Source organism: Chryseobacterium lactis, assembly GCF_003815875.1.
Taxonomy (GTDB): Bacteria; Bacteroidota; Bacteroidia; order Flavobacteriales; family Weeksellaceae; genus Chryseobacterium; species Chryseobacterium lactis.
The window spans coordinates 13,839-35,012 of sequence record NZ_CP033924.1 but is presented as its reverse complement, the minus strand read 5'-3'; the positions used below and the strand labels follow the sequence as shown (position 1 = coordinate 35,012).

Here is a 21,174-nt window from a genome sequence, read left to right as displayed (position 1 = left end):
CTTCCGATTTTCATTTTTGGTTACTTAAGTTTTATCTTTGATAAGTATACTTATTAATATGTCCATTTTCAACGAACACAAAATTTCAGTTTCCCAGTTGTTAAGCTTTATTCCTGAAGCCCTTTTATCCCATCTTTCAGCCAATACTAAAGTAGATCATTATTCTAAAGTTCTTCAAGGCAGAAAGATGTTTTATCTTCTATTATTTGCCATTACCAGCAGTGAAAAATTAAGCCAGCGAACACTGGAAGACACATTTAAAGATCCTGTATTTAAGGCTTTATTCAATCTTGATGAAACTGAAACTGTCAGACGCAGTTCTATTTCTGAGAGGCTTTCGAAAATCGATTCAGGATACTTTAAAGAAATCTACGATTGTATTTATAATATGTTCTGTGATTCCTATAACCCGGCAGAAAGAGAAAAATATGATTTAATAAGAACAGATAGCACTGTTATTGGTGAAGCCGCTGGAAAATTAAAAGAAGGCATTGCTCAAAACGGAGGTAAGAAATTTATTAAGTACAGTGTCTTATTTGATGGACTACTTCCTTGCGGAGTTGAAATTTACAATACTCCCAAATACTGTGCAGAAGATAATGCTCTTTCTGAAGCTGTATTGCAACATGTGAAAAGAGAAAAAGAACATGCCAATATTTATATTATAGATAAAGGATTGGGTTCTGCCCAAAGAATGAAAGAATTTGATGATAAAGGGGTGTTTTTTGTTATAAGATCTAAAGAAAATAGAAAACATGAAGAAATAAAGTCTTTTATTGAAAAAGATCAGAATATCGACTTAGGAGAAATTGTACTGATAAAAGACAGTTTAGTAAAGCTATATTCGTCAAAACCTGTCCCAACTCAAAAAGGGAAAACTTATAATAAAGAGGAACAAATTGAAACACATTTCAGATTGGTTGTAGTAAGCAGCAAACAGCAACCTGAAAAAGAATTTTGGTTTCTGACCAATGACTTTCAAATCTCTGCAAAAGATATTGCGAATTATTATCGAAAAAGATGGGATATTGAAGTTTTTTTTAGATTTCTAAAACAGGAACTTCATGCAAGTCATCTTCTTTCACTCAATAAAAATGGTATAGAAGTAATGATTTACATGACTCTTATTACAGCTATGCTTATACTGATCTATAAAAAAGCAAATAATATAGGATATAAAACAGCCAAAAGAAGATTTGCTATGGAGATAAGAAACCTTGCCATATCCATATTAATAATAGGGGCAGGTGGAAATCCTGATAAAGTCTTTAAAACTTAAAATAAAATGGTCGGACATTCTTCCGACCACCACTAGGCTTTAGCCCGTTTAAATTAAATAATAAATTCAAATGGCTTTAGCCAAAACCTGTTTTTACATAAACCATTCACCGTTTTAAATAAAAAAAGCACACCTTTCGGCGTGCCTTTCTAATATAGCGTGTTTATTACTTGAGTCTAAGCTTCACAGCTTGAGCATGACACAAAGTTCACCATCATTTCTTTTGAAACAGAAGAACTTCTTTGGTAGTACAATGTTTTTACTCCTTTTTTCCAGGCTTCAATATAAAGATAGTTAACATCTTTTACAGGCATTGTAGAAGGAATCTGAAGATTCAGTGATTGTGCCTGGTCAATATATTGCTGTCTTTGTGCAGCCTGAGAAATGATCTCCATCGGAGAAATTTCTTTGAATGTTTTGAATACTGCTTTTTCTTCGTCTGTTAATTCAGACAAGTGTTGTACAGAACCATGGTTCAACATAATCGTTCTCCATGTTTCTTCGTTATCCAATCCTTTTTCTTCTAATAATTTTGCAAGGTATTTGTTCTTACGCATAAAGTTTCCTTTCGCAAGACCTGCTTTATAATAGTTGGAAGAGAACGGCTCAATTCCAGGAGAAGTTTGTCCTAAAATAGCAGAACTTGAAGTCGTAGGAGCAATAGCCATTGTAGTGGTATTTCTCAAACCATATCCTTTCAATACTTCAGGCTCTCCGTAGATGTTGGCAAGCTCTCTTGAAGCTTGTTCAGCTTGTTCCTTAATGTGTCTGAATGCTCTTGCATTGAATTGCGTAGCTTCAAAACTTTCAAAAGGAATCATATTTTTCTGTAAATATGAATGGTATCCTAAAACTCCTAATCCAAGAGCTCTGTGACGCATTGCGAAGTTTCTTGCTCCCTGTAGGTAGTAGTTTCCTTCAGTTTTATCAATAAATTCAGATAAAACGGCATCCAGGAAGTACACAGCCAGTTTTACAGCATCAGTATCTTTCCACTCGTCATACAACTCAAGGTTCATAGACGAAAGACAGCAGATGAAAGATTCGTCCATAGTAGATGGAAGCATGATTTCAGAACAAAGGTTACTTGCATTAACCGTCATTCCTAAATCTTTATATACCTGTGGCTTATTTCTGTTAACGTTATCTGTAAAGAAAATATAGGGAAGACCTTTTTGCTGACGGCTTTCCAGTACTCTTGCCCAAACTTTACGTTTTTCCATGTCACCATCAATCATATCCTGCATCCAGTAATCTGGAACACATACTCCGGTAAACAGGTTCTGAATTGGGCTACCAATATCTTTAATGGATAAAAATTCTTCAATATCTCCGTGGTCAATATCTAAGTAAGCAGCAAAAGCACCTCTTCTCACGCCTCCCTGAGAAACAACATCCATAGCTGTATCAAAAAGCTTCATGAATGAAACGGCTCCTGAAGATTTTCCGTTATCGGTTACAGCAGTACCTCTGTTTCTCAATTCTCCGAAATAACCTGAAGTTCCTCCACCAATTTTGGTCTGCATGATAACCTCACCCATTTTATGAGTGATTCCTTCAATGCTGTCCGGAATGTGTGCGTTGAAACATGAGATAGGAAGACCTCTTTGTGTTCCCATATTCGCCCATACCGGCGATGAGAAGCTGATCCATCCTTTTGTAATCATTTCTTTGAAAGCCGCCTGAAGCTCAGGTTTGTATAACCTTTTTGCTGCTGCAGTGGTAATTCTGTCGATAGCTCCGTCTACCGTTTCACCTTTCAACAGATATCCTCTGTTAAGCATTTGCTCAGACTCTTCATTGAGCCACCATATATTTGAATTTTGCTCTTCCATAGATGTTATATTTTCGAATTCCGGAATGAGATTATCACTCCGGAATTTTGTATTTTTTATATTATTGATTGTAAAAATTCTACTTTGTGGGAATCGTTTAACCCACTTTCATCTCTTAATCGTTGAAACTCCTTAAAAGATGGTACGTTCAAAACTTCATGCTGAACTTCTTCATTGATGTAGTTTGAATAATGTAAAAATGTAACGCCATCTTCTTTGGCATATACTTTATATTCAAAAGTGGATTGATCTAAGTTTTTAAAGTCATTCAAAAACTTTTGAATATTCGCTTTATTGGCTGGAACAAATTCAGGTTTTACCGTATAGGTTACAATTACATTGATCATTATTTTTTAAAGTATTATCGTTTTTTGTTGGATTGAGACAATACTGAGGCAGCTAGTGTTTTAGTTTGTTCACTATATTTTGAACTTTGGAGAACACTAGAGGCTAAAGTTTCCATTTCTTTACCTGTTTGGTTATCAGAATTGGTTTGTGATAAAACTGAACCAGCTAATTTTTTTGCTGTAGCTGAGCTATTATGATCTGTTAATACTGTAGAAGCCAAATGTGCAACTTCTTCAGATGATTGTTTTGTGTTTTTTGCCATAGTAATAAATTTTTAATTTAAAACAAATCGTTCGCTGTAATACTTTTATCGTGTTTCGTGTAATCTACAGGTCTTTTTGCAAAGAAATCATCTAATGAATTCGCGAAAACTTCTTCCTCGAACCATACCATTGGTCTGTATTGTTCAGGGGTGATGTTGTATCTTGTCTTCATGTTGATTTTCTTTAAACTGTCGTCAACACGGTATTTCATGAAGTTTAATAAATCTTCTTTAGATACGTTGTCGATTTCACCCAGTTCAAAAATCCAGCTTAGGATATCACCTTCTCTTGCGATTGATTCGTCTACCAAAGTATAGATGTCTTCAATATCGCTGTCTGTTAAAAGGTCAGGTTGCTCTTCACGGATTTTGTTGATCAGATAAATTCCTGCATTAGCGTGAATTTGCTCATCTACAGAAGTCCATGCGATGATATTGGAAACATTTTTCATGAATCCTTTAAATCTAGTGAAAGAAAGGATAATGGCAAATTGAGAGAAAAGAGAAACGTTTTCTACTAAAATACTGAATAACAATAAAGCAGATACATACTCTTTAGGAGTAGCAGAGTTCGCATGTTTTAAAGCATTTCCAAGGAATTCAATTCTTCCTTTTACAGCAGGAATTTCAATAACGTTAAGGAATTCATCATTATATCCTAGTACCTCTAATAAACGGGAATATGCTTCAGAGTGGCGGAACTCGCATTCTGCAAAAGTAGATCCTAATCCATTAAATTCCGGTTTTGGAAGGTGGTTATATAAATTCCCCCAGAATGTCTTTACAGACACCTCGATCTGTGCAATGGCTAATAGCGCATTTTTCACAGCGTGCTTCTCATGTGGTTCCAACTGCGAATGAAAATCCTGAACATCTGCAGTAAAGTCCACTTCCGAATGTACCCAGAACGATTTGTTGATAGCCTCTACAAATTGAAGCACCTCCGGGTATTCAAATGGCTTATAGCTTACTCTTTTATCAAAAATTCCCATATTAAAATATCTTTATAATTAAATAATTCAGATCTCTGTGGATAACGTTCAGAAAGTTTCTAACTTTTTGTTTTTGTGATGGTTGTGAATATGATTTATTCACATGGTAAGTTTGTGTTTCTGATCAAAATCTAAATACAAAGTTCGAAAAAAAGAACTGATTTTGAAAGAGGTAAATACTAATAGGCTGACTTTTAGCTGTAAAAGTTTTCCACATTTACATGAAACAGGCTCGAATAATAGCCTGAACAGCATTACAGAGGGTAAATAGATGGAAAACTTTAGTTACAGTTAAACAATTTTATATAAACTACTTTAAATAAAGGGTTAGTATATTAAACAAAAAAATATTTGAATAAATTTTTATTCTTGTAACAATTTGAAAATATCATCTACTTATTGGGTATAAAACATACATCACTTAATGTTAGTAATTCAGGATTTACATAAATCATACGATACAGGAAAAAGCAAGCTCCATGTTCTTAAAGGGATTAATCTGAATATTTCAGAAGGCGAGTTTGTTTCTATCATGGGAAGTTCCGGTTCCGGAAAATCTACTCTTCTTAATATTATTGGTATTCTGGATGAAAAAGACTCAGGAACCTATGAATTGGATGGAGTTCCTATTGAGCACTTGTCTGAAGTAAAAGCAGCGGAATACAGAAGTAAATTTTTGGGATTTATTTTTCAATCCTTTAACCTTATCAATTATAAAACCGCTCTGGAAAATGTAGCACTTCCTCTATATTACCAAAATGTACCGAGAAAAGAACGTAATCAAAAAGCGATGGAATACCTTGAAAAAGTGAGTCTTGCACAATGGGCAAACCATCTCCCAAGTGAACTTTCCGGAGGACAAAAGCAAAGAGTCGCTATTGCCAGGGCTTTGATTACCAATCCTAAAGTAGTACTGGCAGATGAACCTACCGGAGCTTTGGATTCAAAAACGACTCACGATATTATGAAACTTCTTCAGGATATTAATAATGAAGGAAAAACAATTATCGTCGTAACTCACGAACCTGATGTGGCTGCACAAACCAAAAGAAATGTGGTGCTGAAAGACGGAATCATCGAAAGTGATGAGTTTATCAAGCAGATTGTACTTTAAAAGTCAATCGTGAATAGTCAATTTTGCTTCGCAAGTGAATTTGATGGAAAACAACACAAATGAATTTGAAAAAAAATAAAAATGTTTTTAAATCTGAATCATTATAAACTTGATGTTTATAAATCAGCCAGACAGTTGAGAATTGAATGTTATAAAACTTTATCAGAAATTCCGGACACTGAAAGATTTAATATAATTGATCAAATACGGAGAGCTTCCACTTCAGTTGTCTTAAATATTACTGAAGGTTGTTCCAGAAAATCGGAACTGGAAAGAAAAAGATATTTTGAAATTGCAAGAGGTTCAGTGATTGAGTTAGATTCTTGCTTTGATATAGTAATAGAGTGTAATTATATCAAAATAGAAGAATTGAGAAAAATTGAAAATTTAATAAAAACGACATTTATTTTATTAAGTAAAATGTTGAAATAAAAAGTGGAAATGTCAATGGTTATTTCTTTCAAAATGAAAATTGACAACAACGTTAATTGACTTCGAAGAAAATTGTGAGCTTAGCTCATTGACTTTTTTACTAAGTAAAAAATAAAAAATATGTTTGACCTAGATCGTTGGCAGGAAATATTCAGTTCTATCCGTAGTAATGTGCTTCGGACGGTACTTTCGGGGTTTACGGTAGCTTTGGGATTGTTTATTTTTATCGTGCTTTTCGGAATCGGAAAAGGGCTGCAAAATGCATTCTCTGAAGGATTTGCGGGAGATGCCAAAAACCTGATTATTTTTTCTACAGGAAAGGCCAACCTGGCTTATAAAGGTTTGCAGTCTGATCGAAATATTACAATGAATAACTCAGACTATGACTTTTTAATTAATACAGATAAGCAAAAAGCAGGGCCTTCCAGTCCCAGATACAGTGCCAGTTTAATGGTGAAATATGGAAAAGAGAGTGGTCTTTATCAGATTAATGGAGCTGAGCCTGGGGAGCAGGTTATTGAAAATAGAAAAGTTATTGATGGCCGCTATTTGTCAGCCATGGATTTGGAAAGAAAATTAAACGTTGCTGTTATTGGAAGAATGGTTCAGCGGGATTTGATCAAAAATGGAAGCCCGATAGGAAAAGAGCTGGATATTAACGGAACAATGTATAAAGTTATCGGCGTTTTTTCAGATGACGGAGGAGATAGAGATGAAAGGCATATTACTGTTCCTATTACGACTTTACAGCAGATGAAAAAAGGATCCGATACAGTAAATATAGCCTATATTACCTATAATGATAAACTGACCCCGGATCAGGCCATCAAGTATGGTGATGAACTGAAAAATAAATTAAAAGCAAGAAAAAATGTTTCTCCTGATGACGAAAATGGAGTTCGTGTCTGGAATAATGCCAAAAATATGAATGACACCTTCACTTTTATGGCAGTTCTTACCGCAATCGTAGGGTTCATTGGATTGGGAACCTTATTGGCAGGCATTATCGGGATCAGTAATATTATGGTGTATATCGTAAAAGAAAGAACTAAAGAGATCGGAGTAAGAAAGGCAATAGGTGCCAAACCGAGAGGAATTGTGGCTCTGATTGTTCAGGAAAGTGTTGTGATTACCGTTGTTTCAGGACTTGTAGGGGTTGGAATCGGAGTTTTAACATTAAATCTTATCGGAGATAGTCTTGAAGAGTTTTTTATTAAAAATCCTAGTGTGGGATGGGGATCAATCCTAATGGCTTTTATAGCATTGATCTTCTCAGGACTGATTGCAGGATTTATTCCCGCATACAGAGCTTCGAAAATTAAGCCGATAGAAGCATTGAGAACAGAATAATAATTTGAAAATAAGATAATTTGAAAATGTAGTAATGACAGCAGTTTTGCTTATTTACGCCTTTACAACTAGTAATAATTTATAATTCAGAAAGGTGAATATCATATTTAAAAAAGATACTTGGCAGGAGATTTATTATTCATTGAGGAATAATAAGCTTCGAACATTTCTTACCATGATTGGTGTAGGATGGGGAATGTTTTTGTATGTAAGCCTTCTGGGAGCAGCAAAAGGAATGGAAAACGGTTTTGATAAACTATTTTCAGGGTTTGCTACCAATTCGATCTTTCTGTGGGCACAGAAGACATCTATTCCTTATGAGGGTTTTCCTAAAGGAAGAGAAGTGCATTTGCAATTATCTGATATGGAAATGCTGAAAAGAAAAGTAACCGCTATAGATTATATATCACCGCAAAATGCAAGAGGTAGTTTTACAGGAACACCCGGGGAATCTATGTCCAGAAATGGTAAAAACGGGACTTACTCTCTTACCGGGGACTATGCTGTAGGAAATAAAATTTCAGAAAAGAAACTTATTTTCGGCCGATATATCAATGATGCGGATGTTTCAGGAAATAAAAATGTAGTAGTCATCGGAGAAGAAATTTACAAGAACTTTTTTGATTCCAAGAAAAAAGAGGACCCTATTGGAAAATCCATTAATATCAAAGGTATTTTCTTTAATGTAATCGGAGTTTTCAGGGTGAAAAAGGGTGGTGGATTTGAAAATGATCAAACCGCATTTATCCCATTGTCTACCTACACGAAAATGTACAATGCCGGTGAGCAGATTGACATGTTTGCTATTGTGAGTAAGCCTAATGCCAATGTAGGAACGGTAGAGCAGGACGTAAAAGAAGTCTTAAAATCTAAAAATAAAATTTCTCCTGAAGATACCAACGCTTTCGGTAGTTTCAATTTAGGAAAAGAATTTAAAAAATTAACAGGTTTCCTTACCGGAATGCAGCTGCTAACCATTATTGTAGGGACATTGACGATTCTGGCAGGAGTTATTGCCATTTCCAATATCCTGTTGATTACAGTAAAAGAAAGGACAAAAGAAATAGGAATCAGAAGAGCGTTGGGAGCAAAACCCTCTGAAGTAAGAAATCAGATTTTATTAGAAAGTGTGGTGATTACCCTTTCCTCAGGACTGCTCGGTTTTATGTTTGGAATTTTTGTATTGATGATTTTAAATGCGGTAACGCAAGGTCAGGATGCATTCCCTTTCTATAATCCGACTGTAAATTATGGAAACGTATTCGCTGCAATGGGGGTAATGGTTGTTCTGGGGTTGATCATCGGAATGATTCCCGCCCAAAGAGCCGTAAAAATCAGACCGATTGAAGCATTAAGAACAGAATAATAAATTTGAAAATGAAACAATTTGAAAGTTTGAAAATTGAAATGATCCAATCCTTTTAATTTTTAAATCCTTCAAACTTAAAATAAAAAATAAACTATACATATGAAAAAGAAATTCACTTGGAAAAAAGCCATTTATATAGTGTTGGGGCTTTTATTTGCAGTGGCATTGTTCTCAGGGATTGGCTATCTAATCAAATCTAATTCGCAGGAAGGAGAAGCTTTCCTTACCCGTAAACCATCCGTCCAGAATATGGATGATAAAGTAATGGCGACCGGGAAAATTGTTCCAAAAGAAGAAATTGAAATCAAACCCAATATTACCGGGATTATTGATAAAATTTTAGTAAAAGAAGGCGATAAGGTAGAAATAGGACAGTTGATTGCTACCGTAAAGATTGTACCAAGTCTTTCTGAAGTAAATGCCGCACAACAGGAAGTTCAGAATGCGCAGCTTCAGATCAACAATGCTCAGATGAATGTCGGGAATATGCAGAAGCAATACGACATGCAGGAAAGGCTTTACAAACAAGGAGTGGTTTCCAAGCAGGATTATCTTAATTCTCAGCAGCAGTTGTTTACTCAGCAGCAGACTCTTAAAAATTCTCAACAACAATTAAATACGGCACAAAAAAGATTGCAAATCGCAAAAACGGGTGCTACACCTGAACTTCAGGGACAAGGGTTGGCGACAACTCAAATTCGTTCCAAAGCGTCAGGAACCGTTCTTGAAGTGCCTGTAAAATTAGGAAGTCAGGTAATTGAAGCTAATAACTTCAACGCCGGAACAACCATCTGTTCTGTAGCAGACTTAAACTCTTTGATCTTCAAAGGAGAAATTGACGAAGCACAGGCCGGAAAATTAAGCCAGGGTATGGAGATGAATATCGTGATCGGTGCATTGCAAAATAAAACATTCCCGGGAAAATTGACAATGATCGCTCCTAAAGGAAAAGACAACGCCGGAACCATCAAATTCCCGGTTGAAGGAAACGTAGATAATCCCAATAATGAATATATCAGAGCAGGTTTCTCTGCCAACGGAGAAATTGTATTGAGCTCTCAGAAAAATGCTTTATTGCTTGACGAATCTTTAGTTCAGTACGAAAAGAAACAAGGAAAAGATGTTCCTTTTGTAGAAGTAAAACAAACAGACGGAAAGTTTAAAAAAGTATACCTGAAATTAGGTGCCAGTGATGGTATTAATGTTCAGGTTCTTCCGGGATCAAATATTACCAAAGATTCTGAAGTGAAAGTATGGAACCCTTCAGATAAAGACAAAGAAGAATTAAAAGAAAAAGCGAAGAAAAAATAATAAGCTAACACTATAAGTTTTTAAACTGTGAATCCTGGAGAATTTTCTTCAGGATTTTTTTGTCGTATGACCAGTCCTGAAAAAAGATGTAATAAAAAAGATCCTTAAAATGTCTTATTTTTAAATTCAAATCCTCAACCATGAAAAAAGACTATTGGATTCTCTTTCTTTTTGTCGTTGCAAAGTTTGTTCTTCAATATTCGTTAATTGCGCCGGAGTATGAATTGCAGCGTGACGAATATCTACATCTCGATCAGGGATATCATCTTGCCTTTGGATATTTGTCCGTTCCGCCGGTAACCTCATGGTTCGCATGGCTCATCAGGATTTTAGGAGGCTCGGTTTTTTGGGTTAAGTTTTTTCCTGCTTTATTTGGAGCACTCACAATGGTTGTTGTCTGGAAAATTATAGAAGAATTGAAGGGAAGTTTATTTGCCAAGGTTTTAGCTTCTTTAGGGATTCTCTTTTCAATACTTCTACGGTTAAATACGCTTTTTCAACCCAATTCTTTAGAAGTACTTTTATGGACTTTATTCTTTTATATTCTAATTAAATATATTAACACTGAAAAGGTAAAATGGCTGTATTGGGCTGGGATTATCTTTGGATTCGGAGTGTTGAATAAATACAATATTGCCTTTTTAGCCTTAGGATTTATTCCTGCACTTTTGATCAGTGACCAGAGACGGATTTTCAGCAATAAACATGTCTATGGAGCAGCTTTTTTAACTTTGATTATTGTTCTGCCCAATCTTATCTGGCAGTATAATAACCATTTTCCTGTTGTTCATCACATGAAGGAGCTTTCAGAAAGGCAATTGGTGAATGTAAACCGATTTGACTTCTTAAAATCACAGGCCTTGTTTTTTATAGGAGTGGCTTTTGTTATTGTTGCGGGATTATATGCTCTGTTATTTGATAGTTCTTTTAAAAAATACCGTTTTTTCTTTTGGGGATATTTGATGACAATTGCTTTATTTATGTATTTCAGGGCGAAAGATTATTATGCCATAGGACTTTATCCCGTTTATGTTGCCTTTGGAGCCGCTTATCTGGGAGTTCTTCTTGATAAAGGATGGAAGAGATTTCTGAAACCGATCTGTATTTTACATCCTGTTATTTTATTTATACCTCAATACAACCTCCTGTTTCCAAACAAAAGTCCTGAATTTATTGTAAGTCATCAGGATCAATATAAAAAATATGGTCTGCTTCGCTGGGAAGATGGTAAAGATCATCCTATTCATCAGGATTTTGCCGATATGCTGGGCTGGAAAGAATTGGCTCAAAAAGTAGACAAAGAATATTCCGGATTATCCAAGACAGGAAACACTCTGGTGCTGTGTGATAATTATGGCCAGGCAGGAGCCATTAATTACTATTCCAAGCTTGGGATAAAGGCGGTTTCATTTAATGCAGACTATATCAATTGGTTTGATTTAAGCAAAAAATATAAAAACCTAATCCGAGTGAAGGACCGTCCGGAAGATGAACTTGAAAAGACCGGTGCTTTTTTTAAAAAATCTCTATTGGTCGGTTCTGTTACGAATCCATTTGCCAGAGAAAATGGTACGGTTATTTTTGGTTTTAAAGAAGCAAAGATTGATATAAGAAACAGGCTTGAAGATGAAATCAAAGAGATTAAATGGCGTATTAACAGATAATTAACTTTTTTAAAGGAGTGCTGTCAGGAAAGAATCTTTAACTTAGTTAGATTGTTAAAGAATTTTTTATGAAGTCCCTATCTATCCTGTCTTTGCTTTCTTTAGTGTTATTCTTTGTAAGTTGTAATACTAAAAAGCCGGCTCAGGTGCCAAAAGTACTCTACAAGACGGATAACCTTTCTGTTATCCAACTGTCGGATCATGTCTATCAGCATATTTCATATTTAAATACAGATTCTTTTGGCCGGGTTCCCTGCAACGGAATGATTGTTAAAGAAGACGGTGAAGCAGTAATTTTTGATACGCCTTCCGATGATAAAAGTTCAGCAGAATTAATTAGCTGGATTAAGAATAACCTGCATGTCAATATCAATGCCGTAGTAGCCACCCATTTCCACAGTGATTGTTTGGGTGGTCTGAAGGAATTTGAAAGAAATAAAATTTCCTCTTACGCCAGCACAAGAACTATAGAATTAGCGAAAAAGAATAATGAAAATGTTCCTCAGCACAGTTTTGATAACGATCTGACATTAAAGGTAGGGCGGACTAATGTTTTTGTTAAATATTTTGGAGAAGGGCATACCAAAGATAATGTTATAGCCTATTTTCCTGATGAAAAAGTTATGTTTGGAGGTTGTTTGATTAAAGAAATTGGTGCAACAAAAGGCTATCTTGGAGATGCAAATGTGAAAGCATGGTCCGGAACAGTGAAAAAGATAAAAAAACAGTATCCTGATGTCCGTATCGTTATTCCCGGACATGGTGACGTCGGGGGAATAAAGTTGTTGGATTATACCATTAATCTTTTTAAAGATGAATGATCCTGAAAACATAAAGCTGCTTGATAGATGAAGTGGCTTTTTTATTTAAAAAATAATTAATGCAATTTTGTTGCGTTAGTTGTTTTTTGTTTTACCTTTGTCCTTTCAATTACCAATCAAAAAAATGGAAAATAAAAACTTTGATGTCATTATTATAGGAGGAAGTTATTCGGGATTATCTGCAGCCATGGCTTTAGGAAGGTCTCTAAGAAATGTTTTGATTATTGATAATGAGAAACCTTGTAACAGGCAGACTCCACATTCACATAATTTCATTACCCACGACGGCAAAACGCCAAAAGAAATTGCTGCGGAAGCAAAAGAACAGGTGAAAAAATACAACACCGTAAAATTTTATGATGGAACTGTTTTAAAAATGAAGAAAAATGAGAACGGATTCGCAGTAGAAGTATCAGGTAACGAAATTTTTCAGGCTAAAAAGCTAATTTTGGCATCAGGAATAAAGGATATGATGCCTGAAATTCCAGGATTTGCAGAATGTTGGGGAATTTCTGTATTACATTGTCCGTACTGTCACGGATACGAAGTGAAAAATGAAACGACAGGAATTCTTGCTGATGGAGATATGGCATTTGAATTTTCAAAGCTTATTTTTAATATGACAAAAGACCTGACTTTGCTCACTAACGGAAAGTCTACTTTAAGTAATGAACAAGTTGAAAAATTAGGTCAGAATAAGATCCAGATAAATGAAGGTGAAATTGAACGTATTGAGCATGAAAACGGATATATTCAGAAAGTGATATTTAAAAACGGAAAGAATCTTTCTTTAAAAGCCTTATATGCCAAAGTTCCTTTTGTACAAAACATCAATGCTTCCGGAGAATTGGGATGTGAAATGACAGAACAGGGATTTATTAAGGTTGATTTCATGCACAAAACAACAGTACCCGGAGTATTTGCCTGTGGAGATAATGTAACAATGATGAGATCGGTAGCAAATGCCGTTGCACAAGGTAATTTTGCCGGAGCTATGGCTAATAAAGAGCTAGTTGATGAAGAATTTTAGGAGTTTGTCCTACAAAATTATAATAAACATCTCATGGAAATTTTGTAATACATAATTAATATCGTAATATTGCGATATAGTTTTGAATTATGGGAGCGACAAAAACAGATTTTTTTACAGATAGACAAAATAGGATTGCACTTATTGCAAAGGCTCTGGGGCATCCTGCCAGAATAGCGATTATTGAATATCTGCTAAAGGTAAATGAATGCATTTGTGGTGATATCGTTAATGAATTACCTCTTGCACAGCCTACCGTTTCCCAGCATTTAAAAGAGTTGAAAAATGCTGGTCTTATTAAAGGGAATGTTGAAGGGAATTCAATATGCTACTGTATTGATGAAAAGGCTTTTGAGGATCTGAACCTTTATTTTTCAAATGTTATTACAACTGTTAAAAAGCAGAACTGCTGTTAAAATTTTTTTCAACCAGTATATCGTAATATTGCATTATAACAATTAAAATATATAGTAATGAATCTATCAGAAATAAAAAAAATACTACCGAAATTAGAGAATGTTGAATTTCAGTTGGAAAATGAAACTTGGGTTCCAGAGCATTTTCATGTTACGGAAATTGGAATGAGTACTAAAACCTTTATTGATTGTGGAGGAGTAATCAGAACAGAAGAAAAAGTTAATTTTCAGTTGTGGGATGCCAATGACTTTGAGCATCGTTTAAAACCTGGAAAACTTTTACACATTATTCAGGTATCAGAAGAGAAACTGGGAATTGGTGATTTTGAAATCGAAGTAGAATACCAGGATTCCACTATTGGAAAATATGATTTGGAATTTAACGGTAAAAGCTTTGTTCTTAAAAATAAGTTGACCGCATGTCTAGCTGCTGATGCTTGTGGAATTCCACCGCAAAAGCAAAAAATGGATTTAAAAGATTTGACTGGTAGTCAAAAGAACTCCTGTAGTCCTGGATCAGGATGTTGTTAATAAAAACCCAGATATGAAAACAAAAATATTGGTTCTTTGTACAGGAAACAGTTGTAGAAGTCAGATTGCAGAAGGTTATCTAAAGTATTTTGCCAGAGATAAAGCAGATGTTTATAGTGCTGGGATCGAAGTTCACGGGCTCAATCCCAAGGCTGTGGAAACGATGTTTGAAGATGGAATAGATATTTCTGCCCAGACTTCAAATAATATTGATGAATACCAGCAGATAGAATTTGATTTTATAATAACAGTTTGTGATCATGCAAAAGAAAGCTGTCCGCATTTTCCGGCAAGATCAAAGAGATTTCATCAAAGTTTTCCGGATCCGGCGAAAGCACAAGGAACAGAGGTAGAAGTTAGAGAAGAATTCAGAAAAGTTCGTGAACAGATCAGAAACTATTGCAAATTGTTTATTGCAGGAAATTTATAAATGTGCAGTTTTTTGAAACTTTTGCAAATTTTTAGGTTTAAAATCATATTTTTTGATATCAAAATCTCGACGAAAAATCCGTACATTTGGAGTGAAAAATTTCAAAAACTAAAAGTAAAATGGATATTATTTTCGACCTGATTGAAAAAGAAAGAGAAAGACAAACTCATGGATTAGAGCTTATTGCATCAGAAAATTTTGTTTCTGAAAATGTGATGAAAGCAATGGGAAGTGTACTGACAAATAAATATGCTGAAGGATATCCCGGAAAAAGATATTACGGAGGATGTGAAGTTGTAGATGAGGTTGAAACTTTAGCCATCAACAGAGCAAAAGAACTTTTCGGAGTAGATTATGTAAATGTACAGCCACATTCCGGTTCTCAGGCTAATGCTGCCATTTATCTTGCTGTTTTGAAACCTGGAGATAAAATTATGGGAATGGACCTTTCTATGGGAGGACACCTTACTCATGGTTCTGCAGTGAATTTTTCAGGAATTCAATATCAGGTAGTTTCTTATGGTGTAGAAAAAGAAACAGGTCTTATCGACTACAATCAGATGAGAGAAGTTGCTTTAAGAGAAAGACCAAAAATGATGATCGCAGGTTTCTCTGCCTACTCAAGAGATCTTGATTATGCAAAATACAGAGAAATTGCTGACGAAATCGGAGCTACACTTTGGGCAGATATTGCACACCCTGCCGGTTTAGTAGCCAAAGGATTATTAAACTCTCCATTCGAACACTGTCACGTTGTAACAACTACCACTCATAAGACTTTAAGAGGTCCAAGAGGAGGAATGATTATGATGGGGAAAGATTTCGAAAATACATATGGTCACAAAACGCCAAAAGGTGAAATCAAAATGATGAGCCAGGTATTGGATGGTGCTGTATTCCCGGGAATTCAGGGAGGACCGCTGGAGCATGTGATTGCAGGTAAAGCTGTGGCATTTGCAGAAGCTTTGGATGGACAGTTCGAAACATATGCAAAACAGGTGAGATCCAATGCTCAAGCCTTATCTAAAGCAATGATCGAAAGAGGATTTGATATTGTAAGTGGCGGAACGGATAATCACCTGATGCTGGTAGATCTTAGAAACAAAGGAGTAAACGGTAAAGAAACTGAGAAAGCTTTAGTACTTGCTGACATTACTTGTAATAAAAATATGGTTCCTTTCGACGATAAATCACCATTCACAACATCTGGTATCAGATTAGGAACAGCTGCTATTACAACAAGAGGACTGAAAGAGAATGATATGGATACGATTGCAGAATTAATTTCTGAAGTAGTAGGTAATATTAAAAATGAGGAAGTTCTTACCTCTGTAAGAAAGAAAGTTAACGAATTAATGGAAGGTAAAGCTTTATTTAATTACTAATAGAGATTACTATACAATATAAAGAATGAGCGGATTGCTCATTCTTTTTTTATACACATGGAGAAAAAGTCTTTTACTTTTGATGAGATTAAACAGAAATTGGTCAATTATTGTGTTTACCAGGATCGGTGTCATGCAGAAGTGGAACAAAAAATGAGAGAGTTTCTGCTCATTGATGAAGCAAAAGAAGAAATTATTTTATATCTTCTGAAAGAAAATTTTTTGAATGAAGAACGCTTTACCAGAAGCTATATCAGAGGAAAATTCTATATCAAACATTGGGGGAAAACCAAAATCAGAATGCATCTGAAACAGAAGCAAATCTCTGAAAAACTGATGAATATGTGCTTTGATGAAATACATGAAGATGACTATCTGAAGACCATCACAAGAATTTACGAAGATTACTTTTCTAAGCAGAAAGGACTGCAGGAATATCAGAAAAAATCCAAGACCATAAAATATCTCATGAGCAGAGGTTTTGAATATGAGAAAATAAATGATATTTTTGACTAAAAATAAACACCACACAAAAAAGATTGGGAGAAAATAAAATCTGGTTGTCGCCTCCGCATATGGGAGGAAACGAATTGAAATATATACAGGATGCCTTTGATACCAACTGGATTTCCCAGTATGGATCAAATATCAATGAATTTGAAAGCGTGCTTGAAAATTATCTTGGGAATAATTCATTCGTAACAGCTCTATCTTCCGGTACGGCAGCAATACACCTTGCACTAAGGTTGCTGAATGTTGAGGAAGATGATTTTGTGATATGCCAGTCATTTACTTTTGTAGCTTCTGCAAATCCTGTTCTTTACCAAAAAGCAATACCTGTTTTTGTAGATAGCGAGACTTCTACATGGAATTTGTGTCCAAATGCATTGGAAGACGCTATTAAATATTGTTTGAAACAAGGCAAAAAACCAAAAGCAATCATTACTGTTTCATTATATGGGATGCCTTTCATGGTAGATGAAATTCTGGAGATATCCAGGCGCTATGAAATTCCTATTATTGAAGATAGTGCTGAAGCGTTAGGGAGTACTTATAAAGATAAGCCTTGTGGTACTTTTGGTGATCTGTCAGTCACTAGTTTTAATGGTAATAAAATCATTACAACTTCAGGGGGAGGAATCCTTGTATCAAGAAATCAAAAGTATAAAGACGAAGCTCTTTACCTTGCAACACAGGCAAAAGAAAACAGAAAGTACTACAGTCATTCTGAAGTTGGATATAATTACAGAATGAGTAATATTTCTGCGGGAATAGGAAGAGGACAAATGGAAGTCCTGAAAGGCAGGATTTCGAAAAGACGAGAAAATCACGATTTTTATAAAGAGATTTTTAAGAATTGGGAGAATATAAATCTTTTTGAAGAACCCGGAAAAGATTTTTTTTCTAATTATTGGTTGAATACAATCACCATTGAAGGAAATAATATTGAAATTACAAAAGAAAATTTAAAAAGAAATTTTTCAGAGAATAATATAGAAACCAGATATTTATGGAAACCCATGCATCTGCAACCACTTTTTGAGAAATATAAATTTTTTGGAAGCAATGTTTGTGGTATAATTTTTGACAGGGGTTTATGTTTACCGTCGGGAACAAATTTGACTGATGGTGACAAGGATAAAATAAGGAACATTCTGATCAGTTTCAGAAGTTAAAATATATTTTTTTAAAATCTAAAGCATAGATGGGATTTTATTTTAATTTTGCAGAAATGCTTATAAGTATTTTAAATTAATAACCAAGACCGTACCGTATTATAATAACATATGAACACAAATAAAGACAATGTATAATTCTTTCAGGAAAAAAATATTTGGAGGAGATAATGTTGTCAATCTCTCAGATGTAAGATATCTACCCAGATGGATAATACTCATAATAGATATTATTATTCTGGTAGTCTCACTATTTCTTTCAACTTATATTATCGAAAAAATCACTCAAAGAGAGTTTATTTACCATGAGGATAAAAGTACTGTTTTTGCTTTTATTATCATTGTCAATACAGTCTTTATGTATTTTTTTAAGACGTATGCTGGTATTATAAGGCACTCCACATTTATAGACCTTTTCAAATTGCTTGTGTCTTGTTTCTGTACTATGTTTGCTGTGGGTACCATTAACATGTTCTACTTTTGGAGTACAGGAAGTAAGTTTATATTGACTCCTTATCTAATCCTTTATTTTGTAATTTCTTTTATGGGACTATTTCTTTTCAGACTTTATGTTAAGGAATTTTTTCACGTAGTAAGAGAATACAGAAGAAGTGCTTTGAAGAAAAGAATTTTGGTATTAGGTATTGATGAACAATCCATTGCCATTGCGCGTGCTATTCTGGATAATCCAAGTTTACCCTATCAGGTAGTAGGTTTTTTGACCCAAAGAACAGATTCTAAAAGAGCATCATTATTAGGGAAACCTATTTATGAAAAGCAGAAAATTGAAGAAAATACAAAAGAAGATCTGATCATCGACGGTGTACTAGTAGTTAAAGAAATGATGGCCAGGGATGAAATGAATTCCTGGGTGAATTTGTTTCTTGAAAAAGATTTAAATGTTTTCAAAGCACCATCTGTGCAGAAATTAAGGGATAGTGATTTAGGAGGGTCTATCAAAAACCTTCAGATAGAAGATCTTTTAAATAGAAAACCAATCAAAATCCAAAACGAAAAAATTAAAAGCAGACATTTTGAAAGGGTAGTGCTTGTAACAGGAGGAGCGGGTTCAATAGGAAGTGAAATTGTAAGGCAAGTTGCGCTGGTTAACCCTTCTCTAATTGTTATATTAGATCAGGCAGAAACTCCACTGTATGAGATTGAGCTTGAAATGAGAGCTAAGTATCCTAATATTGCATTTAAGTTTGTTTTAGGAGATGTATCTAATCAGCATAGAATGGAATCTCTGTTCCAACACTATAATTTTTCCATGGTATATCATGCTGCTGCTTATAAGCATGTGCCATTAGTAGAAGAAAATCCTCACGAAGCCATTTTTGTAAATATTTTAGGTTCTAAGATTATTGCGAGATTATCCAGTAAATATAAGGTGAATCGTTTTGTGATGATATCTACAGATAAAGCTGTAAACCCCACCAATGTGATGGGAGCGTCAAAAAGAGCTGCTGAACTTTTTGTACAATCACTCCAGAATTTAGAAGGAAATACTACTAAATTTATTACCACAAGGTTTGGAAATGTATTGGGATCGAATGGATCTGTTATCCCACATTTTAAAAAACAAATTGAAGCCGGAGGTCCGGTGACAATTACCCACCCGGATATTGTGAGATACTTTATGACTATTCCCGAAGCTTGTGAACTGGTTCTTCAGGCAGGCACAATGGGTGAGGGAGGCGAAATTTTTGTTTTTGATATGGGTGAACCGGTTAAAATCTTAGATTTGGCAAAAAGAATGATAAAATTATCAGGATTTGAACCTAATATAGATATTAAAATAATTTATACAGGTTTAAGACCAGGAGAAAAACTTTATGAAGAGCTTTTAAGTGATAACGCAAAAACACTTCCTACTCATAATGACAAGATTATGGTATCCAAAGATCCATCAATTGGATTTGAAGAAATAGATTTATTAACAAGACAAATTACCAAAGCCTCTTTACGAAGAGATAAGGTAGAGGTGGTGAAAATCTTAAAGGCAATTGTCCCGGAGTTTAGAAGTAATAATTCTATATACGAGGCATTAGATAAGTAGAAAAAATATAAATGTATATTTGTACAATTTTAAAAATATAATGAAAGGAAAAATATTGGCAGTAGTATTAGTATCATCTTTAGTGGTTTCCTGTAAGGTGAATTCCAATGCTAAGAATGATTTGAACTATATGCAGAATATAGAGCAGGTGGCAATTAATGCTTCGGCTAAAAATTCAGGCAATACAATACAGGTTGGAGATCAGCTTATTATTCTGATTACTGCAAAGGACATGGATGTGGTAAAACCATTTAATCAAAATTACTCTTCCTCAGAATTGATTCAATCAAACGCTCTGGCAGGAGGAAATACACCTAATCAAGGAAACATTTCTATTAGCGGGCCTACCTATATTGTTGATGCAAATGGTGATATTGATTTTCCTGTTTTAGGGAGACTAAATACATCAGGCAAAACTTTAGTTGGATTTAAAGGGGAGTTAAAGGAAAGGATGATGAAATATGTGATTAACCCAACGATTAACGTTAGATTATCAAATTTTAAAGTCACAGTATTAGGTGAAGTTAACAGACAAGGTGATTATACCATAGCCAATGGCCAAGGAACTATTCTAAACGCATTGGGACTTGCTGGTGATTTAACACAATATGGTAAAAGAAATGAAGTATTAGTTATTAGAACCGAAGATGGTGTGGTTTCGCATGGTCGTATAAATCTTCAAGATGCTAATTTGATCAATTCTCCATACTATAATCTTAAGCAGGGAGACGCAATAATTGTTTCTTCAAATAATACGAGAGATGTTATGGCAAAACAAAATCCCAATACAGGGCTTTACCTGACAGCAGCATCCATCGCAATCACAGCCGTAGCAGTAGTAGTAAGTTTATTTAAGAAATAAAGAAATTA

At 34.7% G+C, this 21,174-nt stretch carries 21 protein-coding genes; 17 read left to right on the top strand and 4 right to left on the bottom strand.

Annotated features, from left to right (window positions below):
* The first annotated feature begins 58 nt into the window (after positions 1-58).
* Positions 59-1,279: an IS4 family transposase gene (locus tag EG342_RS00170; protein ID WP_103294394.1), complete on the top strand. Its 1,221-nt coding sequence runs from the start codon at positions 59-61 to the stop codon at positions 1,277-1,279.
* Positions 1,280-1,455: 176 nt separating this feature from the next.
* Here EG342_RS00170 and EG342_RS00165 read toward each other — a convergent pair whose 3' ends face one another.
* The 4 genes from EG342_RS00165 to EG342_RS00150 are packed head-to-tail and all read right to left on the bottom strand — an operon-like array spanning position 1,456 to position 4,716.
* A complete protein-coding gene (locus tag EG342_RS00165) occupies positions 1,456-3,114 on the bottom strand; it encodes a ribonucleoside-diphosphate reductase subunit alpha (RefSeq protein ID WP_103293890.1) in 1,659 nt (552 codons plus the stop codon).
* 56 nt (positions 3,115-3,170) lie between these two features.
* The gene (locus EG342_RS00160; protein WP_103293889.1) at positions 3,171-3,461 is read right to left on the bottom strand and encodes a hypothetical protein; all 291 of its coding nucleotides are present in this window, start codon (positions 3,459-3,461) and stop codon (positions 3,171-3,173) included.
* 14 nt (positions 3,462-3,475) lie between these two features.
* Positions 3,476-3,724, bottom strand: coding sequence for a hypothetical protein (locus tag EG342_RS00155; protein WP_103293888.1), 249 nt, complete (start codon positions 3,722-3,724; stop codon positions 3,476-3,478).
* Positions 3,725-3,741: 17 nt separating this feature from the next.
* A complete protein-coding gene (locus tag EG342_RS00150; RefSeq protein ID WP_041461620.1) occupies positions 3,742-4,716 on the bottom strand; it encodes a ribonucleotide-diphosphate reductase subunit beta in 975 nt (324 codons plus the stop codon).
* A 424-nt stretch (positions 4,717-5,140) separates the two neighbouring features.
* Here EG342_RS00150 and EG342_RS00145 point away from each other — a divergent pair, with 424 nt between their 5' ends.
* The 16 genes from EG342_RS00145 to EG342_RS00070 all read left to right on the top strand — a co-directional run bounded on the left by EG342_RS00145 (position 5,141) and on the right by EG342_RS00070 (position 21,166).
* Positions 5,141-5,830 (top strand): ABC transporter ATP-binding protein, encoded by a 690-nt coding sequence (locus EG342_RS00145; RefSeq protein WP_103293887.1) that lies wholly within the window; start codon positions 5,141-5,143, stop codon positions 5,828-5,830.
* A gap of 81 nt (positions 5,831-5,911) precedes the next feature.
* Positions 5,912-6,262 (top strand): four helix bundle protein, encoded by a 351-nt coding sequence (locus EG342_RS00140; protein WP_103293886.1) that lies wholly within the window; start codon positions 5,912-5,914, stop codon positions 6,260-6,262.
* Positions 6,263-6,382: 120 nt separating this feature from the next.
* On the top strand, positions 6,383-7,612 hold the full coding sequence (locus EG342_RS00135; RefSeq protein ID WP_103293885.1) for an ABC transporter permease: 1,230 nt from the start codon (positions 6,383-6,385) through the stop codon (positions 7,610-7,612).
* Positions 7,613-7,706: 94 nt separating this feature from the next.
* A complete protein-coding gene (locus tag EG342_RS00130; RefSeq protein ID WP_103293884.1) occupies positions 7,707-8,978 on the top strand; it encodes an ABC transporter permease in 1,272 nt (423 codons plus the stop codon).
* A gap of 102 nt (positions 8,979-9,080) precedes the next feature.
* Positions 9,081-10,292: an efflux RND transporter periplasmic adaptor subunit gene (locus EG342_RS00125; protein WP_185126926.1), complete on the top strand. Its 1,212-nt coding sequence runs from the start codon at positions 9,081-9,083 to the stop codon at positions 10,290-10,292.
* Between the two features lie 140 nt (positions 10,293-10,432).
* Positions 10,433-11,956, top strand: a complete 1,524-nt coding sequence (locus EG342_RS00120) for a glycosyltransferase family 39 protein (RefSeq protein WP_103293882.1) — start codon at positions 10,433-10,435, stop codon at positions 11,954-11,956.
* A 68-nt stretch (positions 11,957-12,024) separates the two neighbouring features.
* Entirely contained in the window at positions 12,025-12,777 is a 753-nt protein-coding gene (blaCIM, locus tag EG342_RS00115; RefSeq protein WP_103293881.1) for a CIM family subclass B1 metallo-beta-lactamase, read from the top strand.
* A gap of 124 nt (positions 12,778-12,901) precedes the next feature.
* Positions 12,902-13,807 (top strand): NAD(P)/FAD-dependent oxidoreductase, encoded by a 906-nt coding sequence (locus tag EG342_RS00110; RefSeq protein WP_103293880.1) that lies wholly within the window; start codon positions 12,902-12,904, stop codon positions 13,805-13,807.
* Between the two features lie 89 nt (positions 13,808-13,896).
* Positions 13,897-14,223 (top strand): ArsR/SmtB family transcription factor, encoded by a 327-nt coding sequence (locus EG342_RS00105; RefSeq protein WP_103293879.1) that lies wholly within the window; start codon positions 13,897-13,899, stop codon positions 14,221-14,223.
* Between the two features lie 57 nt (positions 14,224-14,280).
* Positions 14,281-14,754 (top strand): DUF6428 family protein, encoded by a 474-nt coding sequence (locus EG342_RS00100; RefSeq protein ID WP_103293878.1) that lies wholly within the window; start codon positions 14,281-14,283, stop codon positions 14,752-14,754.
* Positions 14,755-14,767: 13 nt separating this feature from the next.
* On the top strand, positions 14,768-15,184 hold the full coding sequence (locus EG342_RS00095; protein WP_103293877.1) for an arsenate reductase ArsC: 417 nt from the start codon (positions 14,768-14,770) through the stop codon (positions 15,182-15,184).
* Between the two features lie 119 nt (positions 15,185-15,303).
* Positions 15,304-16,569, top strand: a complete 1,266-nt coding sequence (gene glyA, locus EG342_RS00090) for a serine hydroxymethyltransferase (protein WP_103293876.1) — start codon at positions 15,304-15,306, stop codon at positions 16,567-16,569.
* Positions 16,570-16,620: 51 nt separating this feature from the next.
* Positions 16,621-17,085, top strand: coding sequence for a regulatory protein RecX (locus tag EG342_RS00085; protein ID WP_394338019.1), 465 nt, complete (start codon positions 16,621-16,623; stop codon positions 17,083-17,085).
* A gap of 59 nt (positions 17,086-17,144) precedes the next feature.
* The gene (locus EG342_RS00080) at positions 17,145-18,245 is read left to right on the top strand and encodes a DegT/DnrJ/EryC1/StrS family aminotransferase (protein ID WP_103293897.1); all 1,101 of its coding nucleotides are present in this window, start codon (positions 17,145-17,147) and stop codon (positions 18,243-18,245) included.
* 130 nt (positions 18,246-18,375) lie between these two features.
* Entirely contained in the window at positions 18,376-20,304 is a 1,929-nt protein-coding gene (locus tag EG342_RS00075; protein ID WP_103293875.1) for a polysaccharide biosynthesis protein, read from the top strand.
* A gap of 40 nt (positions 20,305-20,344) precedes the next feature.
* Positions 20,345-21,166: a polysaccharide biosynthesis/export family protein gene (locus EG342_RS00070; RefSeq protein WP_103293874.1), complete on the top strand. Its 822-nt coding sequence runs from the start codon at positions 20,345-20,347 to the stop codon at positions 21,164-21,166.
* Positions 21,167-21,174: the final 8 nt, after the last annotated feature.

Coding starts and splice junctions, on each gene's coding strand:
- EG342_RS00170 (WP_103294394.1), top strand. CDS start 59: ATGTCCATTTTCAACGAACACAAAATTTCAGTTTCCCAGTTGTTAAGC.
- EG342_RS00165 (WP_103293890.1), bottom strand. CDS start 3,114: ATGGAAGAGCAAAATTCAAATATATGGTGGCTCAATGAAGAGTCTGAG.
- EG342_RS00160 (WP_103293889.1), bottom strand. CDS start 3,461: ATGATCAATGTAATTGTAACCTATACGGTAAAACCTGAATTTGTTCCA.
- EG342_RS00155 (WP_103293888.1), bottom strand. CDS start 3,724: ATGGCAAAAAACACAAAACAATCATCTGAAGAAGTTGCACATTTGGCT.
- EG342_RS00150 (WP_041461620.1), bottom strand. CDS start 4,716: ATGGGAATTTTTGATAAAAGAGTAAGCTATAAGCCATTTGAATACCCG.
- EG342_RS00145 (WP_103293887.1), top strand. CDS start 5,141: ATGTTAGTAATTCAGGATTTACATAAATCATACGATACAGGAAAAAGC.
- EG342_RS00140 (WP_103293886.1), top strand. CDS start 5,912: ATGTTTTTAAATCTGAATCATTATAAACTTGATGTTTATAAATCAGCC.
- EG342_RS00135 (WP_103293885.1), top strand. CDS start 6,383: ATGTTTGACCTAGATCGTTGGCAGGAAATATTCAGTTCTATCCGTAGT.
- EG342_RS00125 (WP_185126926.1), top strand. CDS start 9,081: ATGAAAAAGAAATTCACTTGGAAAAAAGCCATTTATATAGTGTTGGGG.
- EG342_RS00120 (WP_103293882.1), top strand. CDS start 10,433: ATGAAAAAAGACTATTGGATTCTCTTTCTTTTTGTCGTTGCAAAGTTT.
- blaCIM (WP_103293881.1), top strand. CDS start 12,025: ATGAAGTCCCTATCTATCCTGTCTTTGCTTTCTTTAGTGTTATTCTTT.
- EG342_RS00110 (WP_103293880.1), top strand. CDS start 12,902: ATGGAAAATAAAAACTTTGATGTCATTATTATAGGAGGAAGTTATTCG.
- EG342_RS00105 (WP_103293879.1), top strand. CDS start 13,897: ATGGGAGCGACAAAAACAGATTTTTTTACAGATAGACAAAATAGGATT.
- EG342_RS00100 (WP_103293878.1), top strand. CDS start 14,281: ATGAATCTATCAGAAATAAAAAAAATACTACCGAAATTAGAGAATGTT.
- EG342_RS00095 (WP_103293877.1), top strand. CDS start 14,768: ATGAAAACAAAAATATTGGTTCTTTGTACAGGAAACAGTTGTAGAAGT.
- glyA (WP_103293876.1), top strand. CDS start 15,304: ATGGATATTATTTTCGACCTGATTGAAAAAGAAAGAGAAAGACAAACT.
- EG342_RS00080 (WP_103293897.1), top strand. CDS start 17,145: ATGGGAGGAAACGAATTGAAATATATACAGGATGCCTTTGATACCAAC.
- EG342_RS00075 (WP_103293875.1), top strand. CDS start 18,376: ATGTATAATTCTTTCAGGAAAAAAATATTTGGAGGAGATAATGTTGTC.
- EG342_RS00070 (WP_103293874.1), top strand. CDS start 20,345: ATGAAAGGAAAAATATTGGCAGTAGTATTAGTATCATCTTTAGTGGTT.